Consider the following 19,136-nt stretch of genomic DNA (forward strand, 5'->3'; position numbering starts at 1 on the left):
GAACGGATGCTGATCGCCGACCGCTACGAGCTCGACGAGCTGCCGCTCGGACGCGGCGGGATGGGCGCGGTGCACGGCGGGCACGACCGCCGGCTGGGCCGGCGCGTGGCGATCAAGCTGCTCAGGCTGCCAGGCCGCGACGAGGAGCTCGAAGCGCGCTTCGCCCGCGAAGCACGAATTCTGGCGACGCTCGACCATCCCGGCGTGCCGACGCTGTACGACTACGGCACCCACGACGACCGGTTGTTCCAGGTCATGCAGTTCGTCGACGGCGTGACGGTCGCTGACCTGCTCGCCGAGCACGGACCGCTGCCCGTGCCGTGGGCCGCGGCGATCGCGGCGCAGGCGTGCGCGGTGCTGACCGCCGCCCACGCGCTCGCGGTGTGCCACCGCGACCTCAAGCCGTCTAACCTGATGCTCGGGCCGGACGGCGGCGTCAAGGTGATGGACTTCGGGCTCGCGGTGCTCCGCGAGGCCGACGCCGCGCAGTTCACGCGGGCCGGGCAGCTGCTGGGGACGCCGTCGTACATGGCGCCCGAGCAGATCCAGCGCGGCGGCGCCGAACCGCGAAGCGATCTCTACGCGCTGGGGTGCGTGCTGTACGAGATGCTCACCGGGCGGCGGCTCTTCGACGGGCCCACCGCGTACGCCGTGTTCGAGCGCCAGGTCAAGGAGCTGCCGCCGCCGGTGCCGGGGGTGCCGAAGCAGCTCAACGCCCTGCTCGCCGAGATGCTCGAGAAGGACCCGGAAGCGCGGCCGCCCGGGGCGGCCGCGCTGTACGAGCGGCTCGGCGCGTTCGTCGGCGGGCTGCCGCCGCTGCCGGGCTTCCTGGTGCCGCCGTCGGTGCCCAGCCCGGGCCGGATGTACGCGAGGATGCTGGGGCGCGTCAGCGGCTGAGCGCCGCCGGCCGCCGGTCGGCGAGCGGCAGGCCGAGCCGCTGGACGCGGGAGTACGTCGTCGCGTTCTGCACCGCGATGCTGACGCCCAGGGTGAGCGCGATCGACGCGGACGTCAGCGGCCCGGCGACGCCGAGCGCGGTGCCCAGCGCCACCAGACCGACGCGGACGGCGATGGTCAGCAGCCACAGCCCGATGGTGACGACCGAACCCTTCTGGAACGTCGTGCCGTCACGCTCGGTGAGCGTCGTCGTGGTGCTGCGCAGGACCCCCAGACCGGCGAGGACGACGAGATCGGCGCCGAGCAGCCCGAGTTCGGCGGCCGACGCACCGGGCAGCGCCTTCGCGGTGAGGTAGGCGCCGACGGCGATCAGGACCAGCGGCATCAGGACCAGCGTCTTGCGGTCGAGCAGCGTGCCGCGGACCTGCTTGTAGACGACTTTGTAGAGGACGAAGGCGGCGATGACCGCGTAGAGCAGGACGTTCGCTGCGCTGGGCATTTCGGGGCTCCTTGGTTTCCGGGGTGCTCCCAGCTTCGGCGAACGGCGGCGGGGTTTCGTCGGCGCCGGGATCGGGGCCGGGTGGAACCCGCCCTCAACCCGCGGGTTGAGGCGTCACCCGTCCGGGCTGCCCAAATCGTGACCTTCCCGGACGAACCTCCAACGGGTGACCGCCGTCTTTACGGGTGTCCACAAGCGATGATCGAACATGGGGGTAACGGATCGTGAAGAGGCTTCTGGCGGGAGCGGCCGCGCTGGCCACCGCGTTCGTGCTGGCCGCCTGCTCCGGGGGAGGGGCGGCGCCCGAGGGGCCGAACGCCGGCGGCGGGGCGGTCGCGGCCGCCGGTACCGGGGGCGGGGCGCCGACGACTTCGAGCACCACCGCGGCCCCCACCACGACGACCAGTGCCACGCCGACGCCGTCGACCACCAAGCCGGCGCCGACCACCACCACGACCAAGCCGAAGCCCAAGCCGAAGCCGAAGCCGGCCGCTCCGGCGAGCGACCCGGGCGTGCCGTGCGCCGCCGCGGCCGCCGCGTCGGGCACCGCCGCCTGCGTCGACATCTCCGCGCACAAGGCGTGGATCCTGCAGGGCGGCAAGGTCGTCTACGGGCCGGTGCCGATGCTGCCGGGCCGCAAGGGCTACGCGACGCCGACCGGCACGTTCCACGTGCTGTCGAAGGAGAAGGTGCACCTGTCGAAGGAGTTCGACAACGCGCCGATGCCGAACTCGGTGTTCTTCTACCCGGGCGACGCCTTCCACACCGGCAGCCTCTCGGTGTACTCGCACGGCTGCATCCACCTGTCGGCCGGTGCGTCCCTGAAGTTCTTCAACACCCTGCACATCGGTGACGTCGTGCAGGTCGTCCCGTAACCACCTGGTCGAAGTAACTGGCCCCCCTGCTCAGGCGATGAACCATCGTCGGGAAGGGGGGCCGGATGCTGTCGAGAGCGCTCAAGGCACTGGTGGCGGTGGTGCTGACCGGGGCGTTGCTGCCTGTGGTGTCGTCGGGGGTGGCCGAAGCGGCGGCACTCCCGCCGGGGTTCGTACTGCGGGACACCAGCGCCGGGCTGGGACAGGACCCGCTCACGGACTTCGCGTACCTGCCCGACAATTCGATCATCGTGACCGGCAAGGGCGGCAACGTCCGCTGGCTGCCGGCGAGCGGGACCGGCCGGACGATCGCGTCGCTGCCGGTCCGCGTCAACGAGGACCTCGGCCTCGTCGGCCTGGCCGTCGCGCCGGACTACGCGACGTCGCACCGCATCTACCTGACGCGCTCGATCAACGTCGGCACCGGTTTCGTCATGCGGCTAGCGCGGTTCACGGTCGTCGTGGACGCGGCGGGCGCGCCCACCGGGCTGACCGGCGAACAGACGCTGTTCGAGGTGCCGGGCATGTACAACGTCCACGGCATCGACGGCATCGTCGCGGCCACCGACGGGACGCTCTGGCTGTCGATCGGGGACAACGGCGACTTCACGAAGGTCGACCCGGGTGCGCTGCGCGCCCAGGACGTCAACCAGCCCTACGGCAAGATCCTGCACCTCACAGCCGACGGCAAGGGCGTGCCGGGCAACCCGTACTACGACGCCGCCGACCCCGCGTCGGCCGCGAGCAAGGTGTTCGCGCGGGGGTTCCGCAACCCGTTCCGGTTCGGCGTCGACCAGAACCTCGGCCTGCCGGTCGCCGGGGACGTCGGCTGGAACAACTGGGAAGAGGTCAGCGTCGTCCCGCGCGGCGGGAACATGGGCTGGCCCTGCTGGGAAGGCGCCCACGCGACCCCGGGCTACAGCGGCCTCGCGGGCTGCGCCGGCGTGGCGAACCAGCCCCCGATCTTCGAGTACCAGCACGGCAGCGGCGTCATGCAGGGCAACAGCGTCACCGGCGGGATCGTCTACAACGGATCCAGCTACCCGGCGGCCTACCGCGGCTCGTACTTCTTCGGCGACTACGTCGGCCAGAAGATCTGGACGCTGCGCTACGACGACCAGGGCAAGCTCACGCAGGCCCCGGAGAACCCGCCGGTCTTCACCGGCATCGGCGGCCCGGTGAAGTTCGCGGCGGCGCCGAACGGCGACATCGTCTACGCCGACATCCTGAGCGGCACCCTGCGGCGGATGAGCTACTCGTCCGGCAACACCGCGCCGGAGGCGAGGGCCACGACGACCACCGACCCGGACACCCGCACGGTGTCGTTCGACGGCTCCACGTCGGTCGACTACGACGGCGACCCGCTGAAGTACGACTGGGACTTCGGCGACGGGACCACCGCGACCGACGCTGGCCCCGCCGTCGGTCACCAGTACGCGGCGGGCGCCAGTTCCTTCACCGCGAAGCTGACGGTCCGGGACCCGCTGGGGGCCACCGGCACGACCACCATCGCGGTCGCGCCCGGCAACCACACCCCGCAGCTCGTGCTGACCACGCCCGGGACCGCGGCGACGTTCGCGGTGAACCAGCAGGTCAGCGTCAGTGCCACCGCGACGGACGCCGAGGACGGCACGCTGCCGGTCACGTGGACCACCGCGGTCCGGCACTGCCCGAGCGAAGCGACGTGCCACTCGCACCCCGGCGTCGGCGGCGACGGGACGAGCTTCGCGCAGCCGTTCACCGAGCACCCGGACTCCCGGATGGAGTTCACCGCGACGGTGACCGACAGCGCGGGCGTCAAGACGTCCAAGACGTACACCGCGATGCCGCGCCGGCACCGGATCACCCTGCTCAGCACGCAGCCCGCGGCGCTGAGCATCCCGGTCGAGGGCGGCGTCAACACGGCGCTGGTGACCGAGGGCGCGACCTTCGACGTCGAGGCCGCGCTGCTGGGCACCGACGGCGTCTCGAAGTTCGCCGGCTGGCAGGGCGGTCCGGCGGACCGGACGTGGGTCGTCACCGTCGGCACGAGCGACCTGACGTTGACGGCGAACTACGACACCCCGATCGACCAGCGCTACAACGCCGACCCGGAGTTGCCGGCGATGCTCGGGGCACCGGCGGGCACCGAGGTCACCGACGGCCCGGTCCACCACCGGACCTACGCGAACGGCCGCCTGTACTGGAGTGCGGTGGGAGGCACGAAGTTCGTCACCGGTCCGGTGCTGGACAAGTACCTCGCCATCGGCGGGCACGGCAAGTTCGGCCCGCCGACGTCCGACACCGCGGTGACGTCGGACGGCGCCGGGCAGTACGGCGACTTCGTCAACAACGGCAACGTGGGGTCGATCTACTACACGGCCGCGAACGGTGCGCACACGGTTTACGGGGAGATCCGGCGGAAGTGGGCGGCGCTCGGTTACGAGCGTGGTCTGGGGTATCCGACCACCGATGAACTGGGGACGCCGGACGGTGCCGGGCGGTACAACCACTTCCTGAACGGGGGCAACGTCGGTTCGATCTACTTCACGAACGCGACGGGTGCGCACGCGATCTACGGGGAGATCCGGCGGAAGTGGGCGGCGCTGGACTACGAGCGTGGTCTCGGGTACCCGACCACCGATGAACTGGGGACACCGGACGGAATCGGGCGGTACAACCACTTCGTCAAGGGCACCAACGTCGGTTCGATCTACTACACGCCCCAGCTCGGCGCGCACGCGATCTACGGTGAGATCCGCAAGAAGTGGGCGGAGTACGGCTACGAGCGCGGTCTCGGCTATCCGGTCGACGACGAAGACGGGACGCCGGACGGTGTCGGCCGGTTCAACCACTTCAGCCTCGGTCACTCGATCTACTACACGAACGCGACCGGTGCGCACGTCGTGAAGGGCGAGATCCGGAAGCGCTGGGCGGCCCTCGGCTGGGAGCGCTCGTACCTGCGCTACCCGACGTCGGACGAGTCCCTGTCGAACGGCGTGTACCGCAGCGACTTCCTGGGCGGCTACATCACCTACACCGCCGCCGGCGGGGCAGTCGACCGCCCCTGGTGAACCAGGCCGTCCTCCTCGGAAACGGCCTGGTTCCGTCCGTGCGTCAGGAGCGCAGGTCCGCGGGCGTGGTCCCGGTCGACGTCAGCGGCAGCTTGAGCGCCACCCGCTCGGTCAGCCACGGGCTCGGCCGGTACCGCGGATCCCCGGTCGACGCGGCCAGACCATTCAGGATCCGCAGCACGATGTCGCCGCCGACGAGGTCTCCCCAGGCCAGCGGGCCACGCGGGTAACCCAGCCCCAGCCGGACCGCCGTGTCGATGTCCGCCGGCGACGCCAGGTTCTGGCCCGCGATGAAGCACGCCGTGTTGACGATGGACGCCAGGAGGCGCTGGGCGATCGGGGCCGGGCCGTCGCGGACCACCGTCACCGGGTGGCCCGTCGCCGCCAGCGCGCCCCAGGCCGCGCGGCCCGCGGCCGGATCGAGTCCCGGGTGGACGGACATCGTCAGGCGCCGCTCGTAGCCGCCCAGGGGATCGACGCCGGCGACGCGGTCCAGCGGCAGCCCGGCGCGGGTGCCCGCGTCCACTGTGGACTCGCCGTAGAGCGGGACGAGCAGGACCGCGTCCGGGTAAGCGTCCGACACCACCTGCACGCCGGCCGCCGACAGCACGCGGCCGAGGTGCTCGTCCGCGACGAACACCGGACCGGACGGCTTCGGCGGCGCGGCGGGCTCCTCGGCCACCTGCTGCTTGCCTTCGGCGTACGAGTAGAAGCCGGAACCGTTCTTGCGCCCGAACAACCCGGCGGCGACCCTCGGCCGCGTCAGCCACGACGGCCGCAGCCGCGGTTCGCCGTGGAAGCCGCTCCAGATGCTCTCCAGCACCGCGTGGGAGACGTCGAGGCCGGTCAGGTCGAGCAGCTCGAACGGCCCGAGCTTCAGGCCGAGTACGTCCCGCGCGACGCGGTCGATGTCGGCGGGCTCGGCCAGCGCCTCGGCGAGGATCTGCAGCGCCTCGGTGTTCAGGCCGCGCCCGGCGTGGTTGACCAGGAAGCCCGGCGCGTCCTGCGCCAGCACCGGCTCGTGGCCCCAGCTCTTGACCAGCTCGAGCGCCTCGGCGGGCAGCCAGTCGTGCGTGCGCGTGCCCGGGACCACCTCGACCAGGCGCATCAGCGGCACCGGGTTGAAGAAGTGCAGGCCGATCAGCCGGCCGGGGTCGGCCAGCTCGGCGGCGATCTCGGTGACCGACAGCGAGCTGGTGTTCGTCGCGAAGACCGTCTCTTGTGGACAGACGCGCTCGAGGGCGGCGAACAGGGCCCGCTTCGTCGCGATGTCCTCCCGGACGGCCTCGACGACGAGGTCGACGCCGTCCGCGGGCGCGTCGGGCGCGTCCACCGCGACCAGCCGGTCCTTGACCGCCCGCGGGTCATCGAGCTTGCCCTTCGCGGCCAGCTTGTCGACCATCCCGCCGACGTACTCGATCGCTTCGGCGACGGCCTCGCGCCGGACGTCGGCGAGCTCGACGGTCACCCCCGCGGTCGCGGCGAGCTGGACGATCCCCCGGCCCATCACCCCGGTCCCGATCACCCGGATCCTGCCGACCTTCCCGGCCCACCCCGTCACGTCGTGCCCGCCTTTCCCGCGATGTCGTCGGGCCGACGGTACCGTCTCGGCCCTGACAGGGAAGCTCGCCGAAGCCGTCGGCCTGCTGCTGCGCGCCTAAAGGCCGACGAACTCCGCCATGCGCGTCGCCGAGTGCGTGAAGAACGCGTCGGCCGGGTCGACGCTGCCGACGTACTGGCCGAACAGGTCGAAGTTGATCGCCCCGAACAGCTGGGTCCACGCCATGATCAGGCGCGTGACCGTCTCGGGCCCGGCGACGATCCCGAGGACCTTCGTGAGCGTCTCGGCCTGGGCGCGCAGTTCGGGTGCGACTTCGCCGTCGATATCGCGCAGTTCCGTGTGCGTGAGGACCTTGACCAGGGCGAGCGCGACCCGGCCGGCGGGGGCGACGGTGTCCTGCGGGGCCTGGTAGCCGGGGATCGGTGAGCCGTAGATCAGCGCGTACTCGTGCGGGTGCGCGCGGGCCCAGTCACGCGTCGCGTGCCAGATCGCGAGCCACCGGTCGCGGGGGGCGCCCTGGCCGGGGTCGGCCTGTTCGGCCGCCTCGCCGATCGCGTTGTAGGCGTCGACGATCAGGTCGGTCAGCAGCCGGTCGCGGCTGGGGAAGTACCGGTACAGCGCGGACGACACCATGCCCAGCTCCCGCGCCACCGCGCGCAGCGACAGCCCGTGCGCACCGACGTCGGCGAGCTGGCGGCGGGCCTCGTCCTTGATCTCCTGGGTGAGCTCGGCGCGGGCACGTTCGCGCGCGGTCTTGGTGGCGGTCATGGGGATCAGTGTGCCACGACGAGAGCGGCGCACAAAATAGAGAGCAGTGCTCTTGACAGAGTGCGGTGCTCAGGTGTTCACTGCTCTTAACCGAGAGCACTGCTCTCCCGAAACTTCGGAGGACACCATGACCGCCGCCCGCTACATCGAACCGAAGAAGGCCACCAACGCGTTCAACGAGGCCGTCGCGAAGCTGACCCGGATGGGGTTCAGCGTGTGGGGCAGCCGGGTGCTGACGGTCGTCGGCCGCAAGAGCGGCGAGCCGCGGTCGGTGCCGGTCAACCTGCTGACCGTCGACGGCGTGCGGTACCTCGTCGCCCCGCGTGGCGAGACGCAGTGGGTGCGCAACCTGCGGGCCGCCGGCCAGGGCACGCTGCGCGTCGGGAAGCGCGTCGAGGAGTTCACGTTCCGCGAGCTCGTCGACGACGAGAAGCCGGGCATCCTGCGCGCCTACCTCAAGCGCTGGAAGTTCGAGGTCGGCGTGTTCTTCGACGGTGTCGACGCCAAGGCGTCCGACGAGAAGCTGCGTGAGATCGCGCCGGGCTACCCGATCTTCGAGATCTTCACGAAGTAGGTTTGCGCCGCTTCGTCAGGTTCGCCGCGACCAGCACGACTCCGACCAGGAACGCGACGAGCCCGATCAGGAACCACAGCTTCTGCCCCGTCATGAAGCTGCCGGTGATGACGCCGATGCCCTGCAGCACCCAGACGGCGCCGACGAGCACGAGCACTACCCCGACCGCGAAGGTGATCCAGCGCCTCATGCGGCCAGTCTAGGCAGGCCGGTCGCCCGGGACGAGTTCGTGCCGGTAGGCGTACACGACGGCGTGCACGCGGTCGGGGAGACCGAGCTTGCTCAGCACGCGGGACACGTGCGTCTTGACCGTCTCCTCGCCGACGTGCAGCTGCCGCGCGATCTCCGCGTTGCTGCAGGCGTTGGCGATCAGCAGCAGGACCTCCCGTTCGCGGGAGGTGAGCCGGGCCAGCTCGGGCGGTTCGGCGGCCGCGGGCTCGAGCACCGACGCGAACTTCGCGACCAGCCGCCGCGTCACCGACGGGTCGATCAGCGCGTCGCCGCGGGCGGCCACCCGGATCGCCGCGACCAGCTCCTCCGGCGCCAGGCTCTTCAGCAGGAACCCGCTCGCCCCGGCGCGCAGCGCGCGGTAGACGTACTCGTCGGCGTCGTAGGTCGTGAGCACGAGGACGCGGGTGTCGTTGCCCGGCGCGGCGAGGATGGCCTCGGTCGCGGCGAGGCCGTCGAGGCGGGGCATGCGGACGTCGAGGACCGCGACGTCCGGGCGCAGGCGGGCGGTCTCGGCGACGGCTTCGCGGCCGTCGGAGGCCTCGCCGACGCAGGTGAAGTCGGCCTGGGTGTCGAGCAGCGCGCGCATCCCGGAGCGGAACATCGCGTGGTCGTCGGCCAGCAGGACGCGGATCATGTGCTCTCCACCGGGAAGGTCGTGCGCAGCTGCCAGTGCCCGCCGGTCTCGCCGTAGGAGACCTGGCCGCCGAACAGGGTCACGCGCTGGCGGATGCCCGCCAGGCCGCGGTGGGCGTGTTCCTTCTGTGAAGGGCGGTCCGCGCGCAGGCCGTTCGTCACCGTGAGCACGACTTCGGTGCGGCCGTGGTTCAGCTCCACCTCGACCGGGCCCTCGCCGTGGCGCAGCGCGTTGGTCAGGGCTTCCTGGGCGATGCGGTACAGGGCGACGTCGAGCGAACCGGGGAGCTCGCGGGCTTCGCCACGCAGGGTCAGCCGGGTCGGCAGGCCGGCCGCGCGGACGGTCTCGACCAGCTCGTCGAGGTTGTCGAGGCCGGGCTGTTCGGCGTTGGTTTCGGCGTGCAGGAGGTCGAGCAGCCGGCGCAGGTCGGCCATCGCCGAGCGGCTGGCGGACTCGACCGCGCCGAGCGACTTCCGCACGGGGCCGTCGTCGTCGGGGAGGCCGAGCCGGGCGGCGCCGGCGTGCACGCCGATGGCGCTGACGTGGTGGGAGATGACGTCGTGGAGGTCGCGGGCGATGGTCGTCCGCTCCTCGGTGACGGCCCTGCGCACGGCTTCTTCTTCGTGTTGGCGGCGTTCGTCGGCTTCGCGCTCGAGATCGGCGATGTAGGCGCGCCGGGCGGTCGTGTACCGGCCGACCAGCCACGGCAGGAGCGCGCTGACACTGACGCTGATGGCGATCAGCCGCCAGTCGGCCGCGGTGCGTCCGCCGCCTTCGACGCAGCCCGCGGTGACGCCGGCGAGCAGGGCGAGAAGCGCGAGGACGGCGGGTTTCGGGCGGAGCCACGCGCCGGCCCGGTAGCCGGCGATCAGGATGCCGGCGTTGTTCCCGACGACGTAACCGGTGCAGGTGCAGAGGAGAAGCGGCGAGCCGGCGAAGAGCAGGGCGTGCGCGAGGGCGACCCAGCCGGAGTACCGCGCGGGGCCGGCGAGGGCGGCGTTGACGGCGATCCCGCCGAGCAGGACGGCCCAGGCCTGCCAGCCGGCTCCGGTCCCGTTCCCTGGCCCGCCGATCGGGCCGCGGAGGGTGAAGAGGGCGGCATCGGCGACAACACAGACGAGCGCGACCAGCAGCGACTGGCGCCGCAGGGACCCGCTGATGTCGTGCACGCCCGCAACTCTGCCCTAGTCGGCGGCAACGGTGGGCGGGAACGCCCCGATGCTGCGGGAGGGGTCCGCAGCATCGGGGCGATCCCTGGTCGGGAAGGTTCGTGGGAGCTTGGGGCGGTTGGGACGGGCCGGGGGCTGCCGGGCAGGGCGCCCCCGGCCGTGGTCGGTCGGGTGGTGCGGCCGGGCCGGGTCGCCTACCGCGGTCCGGCGGGCGGCGCGGGCTTGGCCTGGTGGGGCCGCGCTACCTACTTCGGTTGGGCGGCCTGGACCTGGCCCGGCGGGCCGCCTCACCAACCTCGCGCCGGCCGCGGCCCGGCGGGCCGCACCACCTACTTCGGTTGGGGCGGCCCGGACCTGGCCTGGCGGGCCGCCTCACCTACCTCGCGCCGGCCGCGGCCCGGGCCTGGCCCGGCGGGCCGCCTCGCCTATTTCGGTCCGGCAGGCGGCGAAGGCCTGGTCTGGTGGGCCCGGGTCACGTACCTCGGTCCGGCGGGCGGCGCGGGTTTGGCCCGGCGAGCCGCGCCACCTGCCTTGGTTGGCGGCGCGGACCGGCAAGCCGCCTCACCTGCCGCAGTTGGGTGGTCGGGGCGGGCTTAGCTCGGCGAGCCGCACCACCTGCCTCGGTTGGCGGCCCGGGCCTGGCTTGGCGAGCCGCACCACCCATCGGTTGGGCGGCGAGGGCCTGCCCCGGCGAACCCGCCTCACCTACCTCGGTTCGGTGGTGCGGCTGACCCGCAAGCCCGCGCCACCTACGTCAGTTCGATGGGCGGGCCGAGTAGCCGCCGCCGCGGCGTTGGCCTGTTCCCTGGCGCTGGCCCTGCTGGGCCTGGCTCAGCGATGTCGCCGTTGCCGTTGTGCCCTCGACCTTGGCCACCACCGTCACGTTCGTGTCGCCCTGCTTCACCTCGCCCGTCTTCTGGGTTGAGCCGTTGAGCGTGTACGTCTGCTTGTAGCCGTCCTTGCTCGTCAACGTCACCGAGGTCGCGCTCAGCTCCGTGACGTCTCCCGTCTGGAGGCGCTCCGTCGTATAACCGCCGCTTCCGTTCGACACCACGAAGTCGCCGTGGAGCGCTTCGCGCAGCGCAGCCATTCCGCCGCCGAAACCGTTGCCGAAGCCGCCGCCCGGGCCGCCCTGGCCGGGGAACTGGCCGCCTCCTGGACCGCCGAAGCCGCCGGGGCCCTGCTGGGCCGAATTGTCGGCGCTGCTCGTGCCCGCCCAGATCGCCGCGCCGCCGCCGGCCGCGATCACCACCGCGATGCCGGCCGCGATCGCCGTCTTCTTGCCGGACCAGCCCTTCTTCGGCGCGGCCGGGGCCGGGTCGCCCCAGTTGGCGGGGGCCGGTTCACCCTGCGGTGGCGTGTTCGGCGTCGGCTCGGTCGTCATCGTGTCCTCCGGTCGTACCCACACTGGTCCAGGTCAGGCTCGCCGCCGAGGCTGTGTTTGAGCTGTGCGAGGCGTCAGCGAGCGCTGTGCCTCGAACGAACGAACTCTCACAGGAAACGCACAGCGAGGTCACAGTGAGCACCGATGCGCCGCCGGGAAGGTGGCACTATGACCGCTATGAACGCCACGTCACCCGGCCCCGGCAAGGCCGACCTGCGCCGCGCCGACGGGAGCCCGGTGCGGGTGCTCGTCGTCGACGACGAGGCGACGCTGGCCGAGCTCGTGTCGATGGCCCTGCGCATGGAGGGCTGGGAGGTGCGCAGCGCGGGCGACGGCACCGAAGCCGTCCGGATCGCGCGCGACTTCCGGCCCGACGCCGTCGTCCTCGACGTCATGCTCCCCGACTTCAGCGGTCTCGAAGTGCTCCGGAGAATGCGGTCGGAGGCGCCCCACCTACCGGTGCTCTTCCTGACGGCGAAGGACGCGGTCGAGGACCGCATCGCCGGGCTCACCGCGGGCGGCGACGACTACGTCACCAAGCCCTTCAGCCTCGAAGAAGTCGCGCTGCGGCTGCGCGCGCTGCTGCGCCGGGCCGGCGGGGTGACCGGCGCGAGCGGGTCGACGCTCGTCGTCGGCGACCTCACCCTCGACGAAGACAGCCGCGAGGTGCACCGCGGTGGCGCGCTGGTGCCGCTGACCGCGACCGAGTTCGAGCTGCTGCGCTACCTCATGCGCAACCCCAAGCGCGTGCTGTCGAAGGCCCAGATCCTGGACCGCGTCTGGAGCTACGACTTCGGCGGCCAGGCCAACATCGTCGAGCTCTACATCTCCTACCTGCGCAAGAAGATCGACGCCGACCGCGAGCCGATGATCCACACCATGCGGGGCGCCGGGTATGTCCTCAAGCCAGCGGGCTGAACCACGGCGGTTCCGGACGCAACGGCCGTGGTCGCTGCGGCGGCGGCTGATCTTCCAGCTCGCCGCGCTGCTCGCGCTGGTGTGCCTGGTCGTCGGCGTCGTCACGGAGTTCGCGCTGAGCGAGTTCCTCGTCGGCCAGCAGGACAAGCGGCTGGCCGCGGCGAGCGACCGCGCGTCGCACAACGGGGAACGGCCGCCGCCCTGGACCTACGGTGAGGCGCCGCCGCCGGATCCGCTGCGGGCGCTGGGCCAGGGCGAGGGCACGCTCGCTGCCGTCCAGATCGGTTCGGGGGGCACCGGGGCCGTGCTCGACTCCACCGTGGGCTCGCCGACCAAGAAACGGGCGCCGTACCGGCAGCTCAACAAGGACCAGATGCGGGTGCTGCTGGCGGTGCCGTCCGACGGGAAACCGCACAGCATCGTCCTCAGCGGCACCCTCGGCGACTACCGCGTCGTCTCGACGACCTCGCCCAGCGGCGACAAGACCGTCATCGGCCTGCCGCTCAAAGACGTCAACGAGACGCTCTGGCGGCTCGGCTTCATCCTCGGCGGGGTCGCGCTCGCGGGAATCCTCGTGGCCGGCGCGGTCGGGGCGGCGACGATCCGGCGCACGATGAAACCGCTCGACCGGCTGGCCGCGACCGCGACGCGGGTCTCCGAGCTGCCGCTGGACCGCGGTGAAGTCGCGCTGTCGGAACGGGTCCGGGAGGCCGACACCGACCCGAACACCGAGGTCGGCAAGGTCGGCTCGGCGCTGAACCGGATGCTGCAGCACGTCGCGGACGCGCTGACCGCGCGGCACGCGAGCGAGAACCGCGTCCGCCAGTTCGTCGCGGACGCGAGCCACGAGCTGCGCACGCCGCTGGCGGCGATCCGCGGGTACGCCGAGCTGACCCGCCGCGGGGGCGCGGAGGTGCCGCCGGACGTCGCGTTCGCGATGAGCCGCGTCGAGTCCGAGTCGCGCCGGATGACGACGCTGGTGGAGGACCTGCTGCTGCTCGCGCGCCTCGACTCCGGCCGCCCGGTGGTGCACGAGTGGGTGGACCTGTGCCGGCTGGTGGCCGACGCGGTCGCGGACGCCCACGTCGCGGGCCCGGGCCACAAGTGGCTGATGGACGTCCCCGGCGAGCCGATCGGCGTCCTCGGCGACGCGGGTCAGCTGCACCAGGTGGTGATCAACGTGCTGGCCAACGCGCGCACGCACACCCCGGCGGGCACGACGGTGACGACGTCACTGTCCACTTCGGACGGAGTGCTGCGGCTGCGCGTGGCGGACGACGGCCCCGGCATCTCCCCGGACGTCCTCCCGGACATCTTCGAGCGCTTCGCCCGCGGCGACAACTCGCGCTCACGGGCGGCGGGGAGCACCGGCCTCGGGCTGGCGATCGTGGCCGCGGTGGTCGGTGCGCACGGCGGCCGGGTCGGCGTCCAGAGCCGGCCGGGGCGGACGGAGTTCGAGATCACGTTCCCGGAGGCGCCGGCGCCCGCGTGATCACCCGTCCGGGGTCGATGCACAGCGCACGCACAGCTTCGGCACAAGTTCACCACATGCGGCGCCGACACGGTCGGAACCATGACGACCACGCTGTCGGCGCCCGAACACGCCCAGCCCGCGCCCGAAGCCGCCCGGAAACCGCGCTGGGTCCGGCCTTCCGTGGCCGCGCTGCTGCTCGGCACCGGCCTGCTCTACCTGTGGGACCTGGCGAAGACGGGCTGGGCCAACGACTTCTACGCGATGGCCGCCCAGGCCGGCACGTGGAGCTGGAAGGCGCTGTTCTTCGGTTCGCTCGACCCCGGCAACGTCGTCACCGTCGACAAACCGCCGTTCTCCCTGTGGGTCATGGGGCTGTCCGGCCGGCTCTTCGGCTTCTCGAGCTGGAGCCTGCTCGTGCCGGACGCGCTCGCCGGCGTCGCCTCGGTGGGCCTGCTCTACCTCGCCGTGCGACGGCTGTCCGGCCCGGGCGCCGGCCTGCTCGCCGGGGCCGGGCTCGCGCTGACGCCGGTCGCCGCGCTCATGTTCCGCTACGACAACCCGGACGCCTTCCTGGTGCTGCTGCTCGTCGCCGGCGCCTACTGCGTCGTGCGCGCGCTGGAGCACGCGAGCACGAAGTGGCTGCTGCTCGCCGGCGTCGCGGTCGGGTTCGGCTTCCTCGACAAGATGCTGCAGGCGTTCCTCGTCCTGCCCGCGTTCGTGCTGGCCTACGCGGTCGCGGCGCCGACGTCGCTCGGCCGCCGGATCGGCCAGCTGTTCGCCGCGGCCGGGGCGGTGCTCGTTTCGGCGGGCTGGTGGATCGTGGTCGTCGCGCTCTGGCCGGTGGCGGACCGGCCGTACATCAGCGGGTCGACCGACAACACCGTGCTGGAGCTGGCGTTCGGCTACAACGGCCTCGGCCGGATCTTCGGCGAAGGCCGGGGCGGCAGCGGGACGGCGCCGGGCGGGGCCGGCGGTTTCGGCGGTGGCTTCGGCGGCGAAACCGGCCTGACGCGGTTGTTCGGCGGCGAGTTCGGCGGGGAAGCGTCGTGGCTGCTGCCCGCCGCGCTGATCGGCCTGGTCGCCGGGCTGTGGTTCACGCGGCGCGCGCCCCGCACCGACCGGACCCGCGCGGCACTGCTGCTGTGGGGTGGCTGGCTGGTCGTCACGACGCTCGTGTTCAGCTACATGAGCGGCATCATCCACCCGTACTACACGGTCGCGCTGGCCCCGGGGATCGCGGCCACGCTGGGGATCTCCGCGCGTGAGCTCTGGCGCGGCCGGGCGAACTTCGCGGCCCGCGCGGTGCTGGCCGTCCTGCTCGCGGTCACCGCCGTCTGGGGCTTCGTGCTGCTCGCCCGCACGCCGGACTGGCAGCCGTGGATCCGGTACACGCTGCTCGTGCTCGGCGCGGCCGGGGTGCTGGCGCTGCTCTTCGGCGCCGACCGGCTCCGGCGCTCCGGCCCGGCGGTGGCCGTGCTCGGCCTGTGCGGCGCGCTGCTCGGGACGGCGTCCTTCACCCTGGCCACGGCGGCGACGCCGCACTCCGGTGGCACGCCGTCGTCCGGCCCGGTCGTCGCGAGTGGACGCGGGTTCGGCCGTGGCGGCGGCGGGTTCGGCGAGGGGCAGACCGACACCGCCGTGATCGACCTGCTGAAGAACACGACGACGAAGTGGGCCGCGGCGCAGAGCGGCGCGATGCAGTCGGCCGGGCTGGCGCTCTCGAGTGGACGCCCGGTGCTCGCGATCGGCGGCTTCAGCGGCAGCGACCCGGCGCCGACGCTGGCGCGGTTCCAGCAGTACGTCGCCGCTGGGGACGTCCACTACTTCGTCGCTGGCGGGCGCGGCGGCTTCGGCGGTGGTCGCGGCACCTCGGGCGAAATCCAGACGTGGGTCGAGCAGAACTTCACGCCGGCCACCGTCGGCGGCACGACGGTTTACGACCTCACAAAATCTGTCAATTGATCGAAATTCGCCCGATTGTTTCCGGCGTGTTAACAGTCGAGGAATCATTCGCGGATCCGAAGCAGGTGCGGTATCGGCGGAGGCGCACACCTGTTCGATTCCGGTCCCGTTGACCGGCGCATCGCGAACGATTGTTCGGTTCCCGGAAATAGCGCTCGGTGATGATCACGGCGTGCCGTAACGACGAGGGACTACAGCCCGTGCAATTGCCCGTGCTCGTGGCCGGGATCTTGGCCGGGCGGCCGACAGAAACCCGGCCAACTCGATCTTGAAACGGCCTGATATCGCTGGTCGGCCCGGCCGGGGGTCACTCGTTCGGCTGCATTGCCCGGGCGTTGTGGAGATCTTGTGCTAGTCGCTAGGCTCGCCGCCGGTCCGTAGTCCTGAGCACCGCGATTCCTCGGGTACGGCACCACTCCACTTCCCCCGCAGCTGGGAGTTCGTTGTGATTTCCCGTTCCCGCCCCCGTCTCCTGACGGTGCTCCTGACCTTGCTGACCCTCGCCGGGGTCACCGCGCTTTCGGGCTGCAGTGACAGTTCCGCCACCGGCACCGGCGGCAAGATCACCCTCGGGTTCAGCGCCTGGCCGGGCTGGTTCCCCTGGCAGGTGGCGCAGGAACAGGGACTGTTCGCCAAGAACGGCGTGAACGTCGACCTGAAGTACTTCGACAACTACACCGACAGCATCAACGCGCTGTCCAGCGGGGCCATCGACGCGAACAGCCAGACCCTCAACGACACGCTCTCCTCGGCTTCCGGCGGCGCGAAGCTGTCGATCGTGCTGGTGAACGACAACTCCACCGGCAACGACAAGATCATCGCGCGGGACGGGATCAACGCCATCGCCGACCTGAAGGGCAAGAAGGTCGCGGTCGAGCAGGGGACGGTCGACCACTACCTGCTGCTGCTCGCGCTGCAGGAGGCGAAGCTGACCGAAAAGGACATCGAGCTGGTCAACCTGCCGACCGACGCCGCCGCGGCCGCGTTCGTCGGCGGGCAGGTCGACGCGGTGGGCGCGTTCGCCCCGTTCACGTCGAAGGCCCTCGAGCGCCCGGGCAGCCGCGCGATCTCGACGTCGACGGAGTTCCCCGGTGCCATCCCGGACCACCTCGTCACGTCGCAGAAGCTGGTCAAGGAGCACCCGAAGGACGTACAGGCACTGGTCAACACGTGGTTCGAGACGCTGACCTGGATCAAGAACAACAAGGACGCGGCCGTCGGGATCATGGCCAAGCGCGGCGGGGTGTCCGACGCGGACTACAAGTCCTACGACGCCGGCACCACGATCTTCACGCGCCAGCAGAACCTCGACGCGTTCACCCCGGGAGTCACCGCCCAGCACCTCGACTTCCAGGCGAACAAGATCGTCGACTTCATCGTCGGCACCGGGCTCGCCCAGCAGCGGCCTTCGCTGGACGGCCTCTTCGACGACCAGTTCGTGAAGGCCGCACCGCAGTGACCGGTCGGACCCAGCAGCTCGCCGAACGCCGGGAGTCGGGCCGCCCGGCCTGGGGACCGCTGCCGCGCCGGCGCGCGCCGAAGTCCGCGTCACCGCTGTTTTCCCTGCGCACGCCGATTTCCGCGTCGGCGCGCTGGACGCTGGCGGTGCTGTCGTTCGCGATCCCGTTCCTCGCGTGGATCGTGCTGAGCGTCAGCGGGGTCGTCGACCCGACGTTCCTGCCGTCGCCGGCCGCGGTGGTCCGGGCCGGGGCGGACATGGCGAGCACCGGCGAGCTGTTCGACGACCTCTGGGCGACGACCCAGCGGGTGCTCGAAGGGTTCGGCCTCGCCGTGCTGGTGTCGGTGCCGCTCGGCATCCTGATGGGCGGTTTCACCGCGGGGCAGGCGTTCTTCGAGCCGCTGATCGGGCTGCTGCGCTACCTGCCGGCGAGCGCGTTCATCCCGCTGCTGATCATCTGGCTCGGCCTCGGCGAGCCGTCGAAGATCGCCATCCTCTTCATCGGGACGGTCTTCTTCAACACGCTGATGACCGCCGACGTCGTCCGCGGCGTGCCGGCGTCGCTCATCGACGTCTCCTACACCCTCGGCGCGCGCCGGGGCGAGGTCCTGCGCAAGGTCGTCGTCCCGCACGCGCTGCCGGGCATGATCGACGCGATCCGCGTCAACGCCGCCGCGGCGTGGAACTTCGTGGTCGTCGCCGAGCTGATCAACTCCTCGGCGGGTCTCGGCTACCGGATCGTCCGGGCGCAGCGGTTCCTGCAGACGGACAAGATCTTCGCCGTGCTCGTGGTCATCGGGATCGCCGGGCTGGTCATCGACGTCCTGCTGCGCCTGCTGCGCACGAAGGTCGGGAAGTGGGCGGCATGACGCTGGAGCTGCGGAACGTCGCGAAGGACTACACCGTGCGCGGCAAGGTGACCCGCGCGCTCGACGGCGTCGACCTCGAGGTGTCGCGCGGCGAGTTCGTCTGCGTCGTCGGCGCGAGCGGCTCGGGCAAGTCGACGCTGCTGTCGCTGGTGGCCGGGCTCAGCCGGCCGACCGAGGGCGAGATCGTGCTCGACGGCGTCCCGGTGACCGGCCCCGGCCCGGACCGCGGGCTCGTCTTCCAGGCCGGCGCGCTGTACCCGTGGCGGACCGTCGAGAAGAACGTCGCGTTCGGACTCGAGCTGCTGCCGGTCGACGCGGGCGAGCGCGCCAAGCGCGTCGACTGGTACCTCGCCGAGACCGGGCTCCACGCCGTGCGCAAGTCGCTGCCGAAACAGCTTTCGGGCGGCCAGAAGCAGCGCGTCGCGATCGCGCGGGCGCTCGCCTGCGAACCGGATGTCCTGCTGCTGGACGAACCCTTCGGCGCCTTGGACGTCCAGACCAAAGAGGACATGCAGGTGCTCATCCGCCAGGTCTGGGCCGACACCGGCACCACGGTGCTGATGGTCACCCACGACGTCGAGGAAGCGGTGTTCCTGGGCGGCCGGGTGGTGGTGCTCGCCTCCGACCCCGGCCGGATCGCCGCCGACGTCGAGGTGACGCTGCCCGCCGAGCGGGACCTGGCGGTGAAGCGCGAGCCGCGGTTCCTCGAGCTGCGCGCCCGGATCGAGGACCTCGTCCGGGAGCAGCACCGCGGCCACGTCGGCCGGGTTGCCGCGGACGGGTGAGAACGGAAGACGGGAAGGTGTGGG

General features: G+C 71.8%; 17 protein-coding genes. 10 read left to right on the top strand and 7 right to left on the bottom strand.

The annotated features are described in order from the left end of the window. Window positions 1-6: 6 nt before the first annotated feature. Complete coding sequence (locus ACZ7PG_RS20310) at window positions 7-897, top strand: serine/threonine-protein kinase (protein ID WP_470240561.1); 891 nt, start codon at window positions 7-9, stop codon at window positions 895-897. On the opposite strand, the gene ACZ7PG_RS20315 is transcribed toward ACZ7PG_RS20310, so the two are convergent. Further along, the gene (locus ACZ7PG_RS20315) at window positions 887-1,396 is read right to left on the bottom strand and encodes a hypothetical protein (RefSeq protein ID WP_470240562.1); all 510 of its coding nucleotides are present in this window, start codon (window positions 1,394-1,396) and stop codon (window positions 887-889) included. The genes ACZ7PG_RS20310 and ACZ7PG_RS20315 overlap by 11 nt on opposite strands. A 224-nt stretch (window positions 1,397-1,620) precedes the next feature. Between ACZ7PG_RS20315 and ACZ7PG_RS20320 the strand changes: the two genes are divergently transcribed. Next, window positions 1,621-2,271 carry a L,D-transpeptidase gene (locus ACZ7PG_RS20320; protein ID WP_470240563.1) on the top strand — a complete coding sequence of 217 codons (651 nt, stop codon included), beginning with the start codon at window positions 1,621-1,623 and terminating at the stop codon, window positions 2,269-2,271. A gap of 65 nt (window positions 2,272-2,336) precedes the next feature. Next, window positions 2,337-5,324, top strand: a complete 2,988-nt coding sequence (locus ACZ7PG_RS20325) for a PQQ-dependent sugar dehydrogenase (RefSeq protein WP_470240564.1) — start codon at window positions 2,337-2,339, stop codon at window positions 5,322-5,324. Window positions 5,325-5,367: 43 nt separating this feature from the next. On the opposite strand, the gene ACZ7PG_RS20330 is transcribed toward ACZ7PG_RS20325, so the two are convergent. Continuing rightward, window positions 5,368-6,885 carry a 3-hydroxyacyl-CoA dehydrogenase gene (locus ACZ7PG_RS20330; protein ID WP_470240565.1) on the bottom strand — a complete coding sequence of 506 codons (1,518 nt, stop codon included), beginning with the start codon at window positions 6,883-6,885 and terminating at the stop codon, window positions 5,368-5,370. 96 nt (window positions 6,886-6,981) lie between these two features. Further along, complete coding sequence (locus ACZ7PG_RS20335) at window positions 6,982-7,653, bottom strand: TetR/AcrR family transcriptional regulator (protein ID WP_470240566.1); 672 nt, start codon at window positions 7,651-7,653, stop codon at window positions 6,982-6,984. A 127-nt stretch (window positions 7,654-7,780) separates the two neighbouring features. Here ACZ7PG_RS20335 and ACZ7PG_RS20340 point away from each other — a divergent pair, with 127 nt between their 5' ends. Next, the gene (locus tag ACZ7PG_RS20340; RefSeq protein WP_470240567.1) at window positions 7,781-8,227 is read left to right on the top strand and encodes a nitroreductase family deazaflavin-dependent oxidoreductase; all 447 of its coding nucleotides are present in this window, start codon (window positions 7,781-7,783) and stop codon (window positions 8,225-8,227) included. On the opposite strand, the gene ACZ7PG_RS20345 is transcribed toward ACZ7PG_RS20340, so the two are convergent. The 4 genes from ACZ7PG_RS20345 to ACZ7PG_RS20360 form a co-directional block, all read right to left on the bottom strand. Then, window positions 8,217-8,417, bottom strand: a complete 201-nt coding sequence (locus ACZ7PG_RS20345; RefSeq protein ID WP_360666471.1) for a hypothetical protein — start codon at window positions 8,415-8,417, stop codon at window positions 8,217-8,219. The two genes, ACZ7PG_RS20340 and ACZ7PG_RS20345, sit on opposite strands and share 11 nt — an antisense overlap. A 9-nt stretch (window positions 8,418-8,426) precedes the next feature. Continuing rightward, window positions 8,427-9,092 carry a response regulator gene (locus ACZ7PG_RS20350; protein ID WP_470240568.1) on the bottom strand — a complete coding sequence of 222 codons (666 nt, stop codon included), beginning with the start codon at window positions 9,090-9,092 and terminating at the stop codon, window positions 8,427-8,429. Continuing rightward, window positions 9,089-10,261 (bottom strand): sensor histidine kinase, encoded by a 1,173-nt coding sequence (locus ACZ7PG_RS20355; protein ID WP_470240569.1) that lies wholly within the window; start codon window positions 10,259-10,261, stop codon window positions 9,089-9,091. The genes ACZ7PG_RS20350 and ACZ7PG_RS20355 overlap by 4 nt, the downstream gene beginning before the upstream one ends. Before the next feature lie 754 nt (window positions 10,262-11,015). Then, window positions 11,016-11,645: a hypothetical protein gene (locus ACZ7PG_RS20360; RefSeq protein WP_470240570.1), complete on the bottom strand. Its 630-nt coding sequence runs from the start codon at window positions 11,643-11,645 to the stop codon at window positions 11,016-11,018. A gap of 168 nt (window positions 11,646-11,813) precedes the next feature. Between ACZ7PG_RS20360 and ACZ7PG_RS20365 the strand changes: the two genes are divergently transcribed. From ACZ7PG_RS20365 to ACZ7PG_RS20390, 6 genes are all read left to right on the top strand, one after another. Next, the gene (locus tag ACZ7PG_RS20365) at window positions 11,814-12,563 is read left to right on the top strand and encodes a response regulator transcription factor (protein ID WP_360666482.1); all 750 of its coding nucleotides are present in this window, start codon (window positions 11,814-11,816) and stop codon (window positions 12,561-12,563) included. Beyond that, a complete protein-coding gene (locus ACZ7PG_RS20370) occupies window positions 12,541-14,055 on the top strand; it encodes a sensor histidine kinase (RefSeq protein ID WP_470240571.1) in 1,515 nt (504 codons plus the stop codon). Before ACZ7PG_RS20365 ends, ACZ7PG_RS20370 begins: the two co-directional genes overlap by 23 nt. A gap of 81 nt (window positions 14,056-14,136) precedes the next feature. After that, the gene (locus ACZ7PG_RS20375) at window positions 14,137-15,999 is read left to right on the top strand and encodes a glycosyltransferase family 39 protein (protein WP_470240572.1); all 1,863 of its coding nucleotides are present in this window, start codon (window positions 14,137-14,139) and stop codon (window positions 15,997-15,999) included. A gap of 445 nt (window positions 16,000-16,444) precedes the next feature. Continuing rightward, window positions 16,445-17,458, top strand: a complete 1,014-nt coding sequence (locus tag ACZ7PG_RS20380; protein ID WP_470240573.1) for an ABC transporter substrate-binding protein — start codon at window positions 16,445-16,447, stop codon at window positions 17,456-17,458. Continuing rightward, window positions 17,455-18,327: an ABC transporter permease gene (locus ACZ7PG_RS20385; protein WP_470240574.1), complete on the top strand. Its 873-nt coding sequence runs from the start codon at window positions 17,455-17,457 to the stop codon at window positions 18,325-18,327. The genes ACZ7PG_RS20380 and ACZ7PG_RS20385 overlap by 4 nt, the downstream gene beginning before the upstream one ends. Then, window positions 18,324-19,112 (top strand): ABC transporter ATP-binding protein, encoded by a 789-nt coding sequence (locus ACZ7PG_RS20390; RefSeq protein WP_470240575.1) that lies wholly within the window; start codon window positions 18,324-18,326, stop codon window positions 19,110-19,112. The genes ACZ7PG_RS20385 and ACZ7PG_RS20390 overlap by 4 nt, the downstream gene beginning before the upstream one ends. Window positions 19,113-19,136 lie beyond the last annotated feature (24 nt).

The sequence above is a fragment of the Amycolatopsis sp. NPDC114504 genome, assembly GCF_055633595.1.